This is a genomic window from Bradyrhizobium sp. PRIMUS42 (assembly GCF_023006515.1).
Lineage (GTDB): Bacteria > Pseudomonadota > Alphaproteobacteria > Rhizobiales > Xanthobacteraceae > Bradyrhizobium.
In genome coordinates, this window is sequence record NZ_JALBGZ010000317.1 from 1 (window position 1) to 7,057 (window position 7,057).

Sequence of the window (7,057 nt, forward strand, 5' to 3'; positions counted from 1 at the left end):
GAGCTTGCCGCCGAGATCGAAACGGTGCGCGCGCGCCATGGCGCGACCTGCGTGCTCGCGCAGGACTACGGCACCACCGGCTGGCTCGCCTTCTACTTGCCGCGCGGCACCTGCGTGGTGCAGCAGAACCAGCGCATCCGCTGGGTCAATATGGGCGAGCCGGATCCAAAACTGCTTGCGGGCAAGCTGCTCCATGTCGACGAGCTGCGTCCGGACGGGCATCCCGTCCTCAACGACCTCTTTGTGAAGGTCACGCAGGTTGCGCAATTGCAGCGCAAGCGCGGGCCGCTCGTGGTCGAGACGTACAGCGTCGATCTGCTGGAAGACGCCAAGGGCGACGTGCTGGACCGCTCGCCGCCGCCGGAGGCGAGGTAGCAGGGCTCACTGCCTCCACACTGTCGTCCCTGCGAACGCAGCGACCCATACCGCGTGATTTATCGATGAGTGCCGGTGTCCGTACCGCGCGAAGACCGGCCCACGACGAGGCTTCGCCAAACCTCTCCCTGTGGTATGGATCCCGCGTTCGCGGGGACGACAGCGGAGTGTTGAGCCGATAGCAACGACTATCAGCCGATCATCTCGGCCTTTGCAGCATCCTGGTCCGGCCCGCCCCGATCCCGCCAGAACCACACCGTCACGACCCCGGAGCGGCCGCGGACCCGGGCGAGCAGGGGGCCTGACAGAACGCCGTCGGGAGCCCCGTGGAAGTCGGCTGCATCGAGCAGCGTGTCGCTCAGCGCGAGCCGCGCGCCATTCTGAACGGCGACCTCCATCAGCCGGCTCGCGACGTTGACGGTGTCGCCTGTCGCCGTGATGTGCTGATGACTTTCGCCGAGGCGGGAGGCGACGATCTCGCCGAAATGCGCGCCGATCTTGAAGCCGAGCCGATCGCCGATTGCTGACGGCAACGAGGCGATCCAGCGTTCGACGCCGCGATGGAGGTCGATCGAACATTTCAGCGCGCGTGCCGCGTCATCGGGCATCGCGCCTGGCAGCCCGAACAGGATCATGGCGCCGTCGCCGAGAAAGCCGGTGATCGTGCCGCCGCAATCGACCGCGGTGTTGTCGATCAGCGCGTGAAATGCCTTCAGGATTTCCTGGATCGCGTCCGGATCGGTCTGCTCGCTCAAACCTGTGAAGCCGGAGAGGTCGATGAAGACCACGGCTGCGTTTTGCCGGACGGGTTTAGAGAGAAAATCCGGATCGCGCGCCAACCACTCCTGCACCGCAGGCGCCTGGAACTGCGCAAGCGACCTGCTTTTGGCAGCGAGATATTGCGTGCGGCGGCCTCCGGCCCATAGCTGTACACCGGCAAAGATCGCAACCGGAGGCACTGCGGCGGTGAGCGTGGTTGCTGCATTCAGCCAGACGCCATGCGTGAACGCGAACGTATTGAGGCCGGCCCAGGCGATCATCACCGCGGCCGCCGCCATGATGCCGAGCGCGCTGCGCCGCCAGGCCAGCAAGCCGACCAGCAGCATCGGCAGCAGGATCGCAGCGAGCGTGTCGGCGATACGAACCCTGTAATCGCGCAAGATGCCGTCGCCGGCAACGAGATGGGTGATCGCAGTCGAGACCACTTCGACGCCGGGCATCAGGGAATCGAACGGTGTGGGATAGAAGTCGCCGCCGCCGGCGACCGAGGCGCCGATCACGACGATCCGGTTCTCGATCGCGGCGCGATCGAGCGTGCCGTCGAAGATGCTCTGTGCGCTGACGGTGCGGATGGTCCGTCGCGGACCGTAATAGGTGATGGGCAGCGCGAAATCGGTGTCGGTCGGCACCGCGCGATCACCGAGCATGAGATGATCCGGCGCGATCGTCAGCGGCTTGTCGAGCGCGCGGGTGGCGACGCGCAAGGGGAACGACAGCTCGACCTTGTCGTGCGTCCGGAACAGCATCGGCACCGAGAGAGGTGAGCCTGATTGTCCCGTCGCGACATTGACGACGCCGACCTCGGCGTGGTCGGCGAACGCCGGCAACGGCAGCAGGAAGCGTTCGGCCTGCGGCAGCACGGCGAGGGGGCCCTGGCTGCTGGCCTCCACGGTCTCGCTGGCGCTGGGAAAGATCGCCGCGGCGGCGAGCACCATGGGGCCGGTGGCGAGCGTGTTTGCCAGCGTCGCATCTCCGATCGCAGCGCTGCGGTCGACCAGCAGCAGGTCGATCGCGATCACCTTCGGCTTGAACTGTACGATGGTGTCGACGACACGGGCGAGATCGGCGCGCGGCAGCGGATAGCTGCCGCCGCGCTTCACCACGGTGTCGTCGATCGCGACGATGGTGACGAGATCGGGTGGGCGCTGCACGCCTCGCACCTGGGTCCGCCAATCCGTCAGCGTTGCCTCGAGGCGGTCGAGAAAGCGCAGATGACCGTGGGCGTGCGCGGCATAGATGCCTGCGCCCCACAGCGCGGTGAGGATGAGTGCCACCAGGATCTGAACGCGTCTAGTCACTACGTGCTGCAATCTTCTTTGCTCTTAAATCCTGTTGACCAAGCCTTTATTGACCAAGCCTTGCCATCAGCGCGTCGACGCGCGGTTGACCCCATGTCTTGACGGTCAAGGGGCCGGACGCTTCCACGTCCACGCCTTCGCCGGGGCCTAGAACGACGCCGTGCCCACGAGCCCTGCGGCTGACGCCGACACGACCGTCAGCGACGAAGACGGAGGTCTTGGCCTCAGCGGCATCTACGGCCCACTTCGTGCCGCGAACCGCGGCAATCGCCTGCGGGGTCAGCACCTTGAAGGGATTGCCGCGGGGCTTCTTGGGCACCTCGATCAGCAGGGCTTTGCTGCTCAACTCCACGGAGTCTATATGTCCGTCGCGGTTGGCGTCCTTAAGTTCAAATCTGGCGCCGTTTTCGGCAACGATGATGATGCCGTTGTCGCAGCGCCAGGTCTGCGTGCTCGCGGCTGAAATCGACGCCGTGCAACCGGCGTTGGCAGGCTGCGCGGCCGCATATCCCATCAACAGAGGCGACCACGCCAGCGCGAAACATCCGGCGCGCGCGAACCTTCTCATGCCAGCCTCCGTTTGTATGCCCGGCACAGTTCAAAGCGATGTTGATACGGTACCGTATCACACGCAGAGGCTGCTGAAAAGTGCCGCTCAGGAGCTATTTTCTCAGCACGCCTTTTTCCAGAGCGGCGCGATCAACTTTCGGTCAGGAGAGCCGTGGATGTGAGTGCCGTCCGGCGGGTGATGTGCATCAGCGGCCCACCGCAGGCGGCATGTGAAAGGGCGCATCGCACACCAGCCTCGCGCAATGCTTCCCCGTTATCGTGCGGACATTGAAGACCACGAAAGGGACTTGGTTGGTGGGTCTAGAGAAGGCGGCCGGAGACGTCCGCTGAATGCGCCGATCCGGCCGAGAATTATGGTTAACAGACGCGCCTAAGTCCGTAGTTCTGCGGACTTTTTCTCAGAATGAGACAGCGTTTACGAGCTGCCCTACATCTGCCCGAACTTAATCCGCATTTAACTAAAAGTCGCCTTAATGACGCTCCGACCCTCTGCGAGATGCTGTTCCCGGATCGTGACCAGCGGCACTTTGAAGGGGGACCGAGTGACACCGTCCTGGACGCAAGGCGAATGAGTAAGAGTATCGCTGCGCAGAGTAACGCGGCACGGAAGTCCAAGAATTCTCTTCGGAAGTCTTCCCGGAAAATGACCACGACCAATTGGCTTGGCGCCGCGGCGATCGGCTGCGTCGTGATGGCTGCCGGCTGGACCATCTACAGCAACGTCTTCGGCGCGAGCGTCTATCCGAGCGTCGGTAGCACCGGCTACGACGAGCCGGTGATCAAGCGTGCGCCCAGGGTCGCGCTGCGCGAGGCCGGCGACGCCATCAAGGAAGCTTTTGCGCTCCTGCCCGACCGGTTGCAGGTGGCCGCGCCGATCTCGCGCGAGATGTTCAACGAACGCTTTGCCGCGGCTGCGACGCAGGGCGTGCAATCGAACGCGGCCAGCGCCGCACCAGCGACCGAGGTTGCGCTGGCCAAGGACGCGCCGAAGCAGAGCGTGATCGCGAAGGTCGCGGAAGCGCTGAAGCCAGCGGCTCCGGCCAGGATCACTGACAAGTCCACGGACAAGACCGCCGACAAGGCCAAGCGCGCTCCGGATGCCCAGGTGCAGCTCGCCTCGGCCGATCCGGCCCAGATCGTGCCGGCACCTGAGGCCAAGCCGAAATCGTTCGCCGATCGCGCCAAGGCGGCGGTGATGTCGATTACCGGTCCGCGCCAGTCGATGGTCGAAAAACTCTGGGGCAAGCGCGAGCCGTCCGGCGGGCTGCTCGCTTATGCCTCGGCCGATGCCAGCATCACGGCGTCCATCGCGCCGAAGGAGCAGAATCCGATGCTGGGTGGTGCGCCGCCCTATGAGCGCGATACCGCGGTCTACGACATCACTGCCAAGACGGTCTATCTGCCCGACGGCACCAAGCTCGAGGCGCATTCCGGCCTCGGCTCCAATCTCGACGATCCGCGCTCCCAGCGCACTCGCATGCGCGGCGTGACACCACCGCACATCTACACGCTGAAGCCGCGCGAGGCGCTGTTTCACGGCGTGCCCGCGCTGCGCCTGACCCCGATCGGCGGCGAGAGCGCGATCTACGGCCGCGACGGTCTGCTCGCCCACACCTTCATGCTCGGGCCGAACGGCGATTCCAACGGCTGTGTGTCGTTCAAGGACTATTACGCGTTCCTCGACGCCTACCGCAACAAGGGCATCCGCAAGCTCGCGGTGCTGGCGCGGGTCGAGTGAGGCCGCCGCGGTGCGCCCGAGCGGGCCGAGCTAGCGCTTGACGAAGGTGAAGCTGCACGGACGCAGTTCATTGCGTTTGCCGCTGCCGCGGCTACGCTCGAATTGCGCGTCGATCGTGTACCCATACGGCGAGCCGGAAGCGCTATTGTTGACGGTGTAGGCGCTCGGACCCGTGAGGCCCCGTGCACTCAGCGTGGTCTTCCCGTCAGCCGATACCTGTCCGTCGATTGCGAGCGTGCTGTTTGTACGCGGGTCCCGATCCTCCGCATGAAATACGCCGCCGGCGATGGTGGCCGTCAGGGTTCGGGTATAGCCCAACGCCTTGCCGGAGCTGGCGCAGTTCACGGTGACGTCCCAATTGCCATCGAACATCCTGCCCTCGCCAGTCGCGGGCGCCAGCGCCACCTTCTGCTTCAGGCCGTCGATCCGGGCCTTGGCGAGGCTGGCGAAGCTGCAGCTTGAAAATCGCGCCAGGTGATCCTCGAAGGCGCTGACGGTGCCGATGGTGTCGGCCGCCTTCCAGTGCGCCTCCGCGGATGCGCAAGGGTCGGGCCGCGGCGCGCCTTGCGGTGCCGCGGGAGCGATCGTGACGGACACCGGGCCGTTCAGGTAGAACTTGCCGATGATCGACAGTGACAGCTCTGGAAGCTGCGTCTTGCCGCTGGCATCATAGACGTCGCTGCTGATGTCGCGAAAGACGTCGCCGATCTCGTGCGGCTCCTCGATGTGCTTGAGGAACGCCGTCGTGTAGGGGCTGTTGCGGCCGGTACCGTCGGCGGCGACCTGGCCTGATTGCGTCGAGAACGACACGATCGTCCCGCGCGGCGCCTCGACCTTCGACAGGCCGCGTCCGACCGAAGCCGCGCGCGTCGCAGAGCGCTTCAGCATGTCGGCCAGTGGATTGTCGCGGCAGGAATCGAGCACCAGGATGCGCAGGTTCTTGGCCTGCTGCAGATCGTTCACGATGTCGTCGACCCGCACGAAACGCTTGAGGTCGGCCTCATCGGTCAGCGTGGCGTCGACAGGCATCAGATAGTTCACGCCGTTGTACTGCATTGCATGGCCGCTGTAATAGAACACGGCCACGTCGGCCCTGCTGGCGGCGCGCGCGAAGCGGATGGTCAGGTCCTGCATGTCGGCCTGGCGCAGGTCGACGCCCTGGATCACCTCGAAACCGCTGCGCCTCAGCGAAGCCGCGACGTCTTCCGCATCATGGGACGGGTTGGGAAGTTGCGCTGTGCTGACATAAGCGCCGTTGCCGATCACCAATGCCACCCGCGTGTCCGCCGATGCAGGCCCGATGCAGAGCGAGACGAAGAACGTCAGACAAAAACCGGGCAGGTAAAGTCCGGGCAGGCAAAATCCGGCGAAGCAATGTCTGGAAAGAGCACTCATGAATGCCTTCCGAGGAAATATCGAAAATATTCCTCCAGATTAGCGCATGCCGCGTCGACTTCAATGCCCTCGCCAGGAAAGCACTCGGATTTCGCGACCGTGACGTCCGGTCACACCGTCGCTTTGCGCAGGGCCATTTCGGTCGCAATCGCTTCCCGCACGGCCGGCCGCGCCTGCATGCGCTCGAGATAGGCCGACAAGGACGGCCATTGCGCGATGTCGACGCCGGCGGGTCGGAGCAGCAGCAAGGCCCAGGTGAGGTGCGCATCCGCGACCGTGAAGCCGTTACCGACGAGGAATTCGCGCTCCGCCAGATGCGCCGACGGCGCCGACAAGGTCTGAGTGATCCTTGCGCGCGGTTTGGCGAGCGAGCCGTCGTCCTTGTACCAGAAGGTTGGAAACAGGAACGCCTTGTGGATCTCGGCGCCGACGAAGCTGAGCCATTCCTGGAGGCGATAGCGATCGGGATCGCCGAACGCCGGTGCAAGGCCAGCCGCCGGCTTCACATCCGCGATGTATTGCAGCACCGCCGCGCTCTCGGTCAGCCGTTCGCCGTTCTCCAGCACCAGCACCGGCACCGCGCCCTTCGGCGAGACGCCGCGGAAATCACTGCCGTCGTCCATGACCTGCTTGGTCCAGATATGGGCGAGGTGGTACTGCGCCTCGATACCAGCCTCCATCAGCGCGATGCGGCTCGAGAGCGAGCAGGCCATCGGAAAGAAATAGAGTTGCAGCATCGCTGGCTCCCTCACGTCAGCGCATCGCTCTGCGCGATGATCGCGAAGCGGTCCGAGAGCTCGGCCAGCGCGACCTCATGAATCGTCCGGGCGTCCAGCGTGCCGTCGCGGCCGTCCGGCAGGTCGCGGGTGGCGCAGGCATCGGCCGCGATCGTCGTCCGCAG

Annotated in this window: 5 protein-coding genes and 2 pseudogenes; 2 read left to right on the plus strand and 5 right to left on the minus strand. The window is 65.0% G+C overall.

The features are described from left to right. A pseudogene (locus tag MOV75_RS21840) lies at positions 1-375 on the plus strand (glycosyl transferase); the annotation flags it as partial. A gap of 191 nt (positions 376-566) precedes the next feature. Here MOV75_RS21840 and MOV75_RS21845 read toward each other — a convergent pair. Both MOV75_RS21845 and MOV75_RS21850 read right to left on the minus strand, forming a co-directional pair. Continuing rightward, positions 567-2,453: a CHASE2 domain-containing protein gene (locus MOV75_RS21845; RefSeq protein WP_247006585.1), complete on the minus strand. Its 1,887-nt coding sequence runs from the start codon at positions 2,451-2,453 to the stop codon at positions 567-569. Positions 2,454-2,499: 46 nt separating this feature from the next. Further along, positions 2,500-3,021, minus strand: a complete 522-nt coding sequence (locus MOV75_RS21850) for a FecR domain-containing protein (protein WP_247006587.1) — start codon at positions 3,019-3,021, stop codon at positions 2,500-2,502. A gap of 645 nt (positions 3,022-3,666) precedes the next feature. Between MOV75_RS21850 and MOV75_RS21855 the strand changes: the two genes are divergently transcribed. Continuing rightward, positions 3,667-4,761, plus strand: a complete 1,095-nt coding sequence (locus MOV75_RS21855; RefSeq protein WP_246929508.1) for a DUF2778 domain-containing protein — start codon at positions 3,667-3,669, stop codon at positions 4,759-4,761. A gap of 30 nt (positions 4,762-4,791) precedes the next feature. Here MOV75_RS21855 and MOV75_RS21860 read toward each other — a convergent pair whose 3' ends face one another. From MOV75_RS21860 to MOV75_RS21870, 3 genes and pseudogenes are all read right to left on the minus strand, one after another. Beyond that, a complete protein-coding gene (locus MOV75_RS21860; RefSeq protein WP_247006589.1) occupies positions 4,792-6,156 on the minus strand; it encodes a caspase family protein in 1,365 nt (454 codons plus the stop codon). 110 nt (positions 6,157-6,266) lie between these two features. After that, entirely contained in the window at positions 6,267-6,893 is a 627-nt protein-coding gene (locus MOV75_RS21865; RefSeq protein WP_247006590.1) for a glutathione binding-like protein, read from the minus strand. 11 nt (positions 6,894-6,904) lie between these two features. Beyond that, a pseudogene (locus MOV75_RS21870) lies at positions 6,905-7,057 on the minus strand (cysteine hydrolase); the annotation flags it as partial.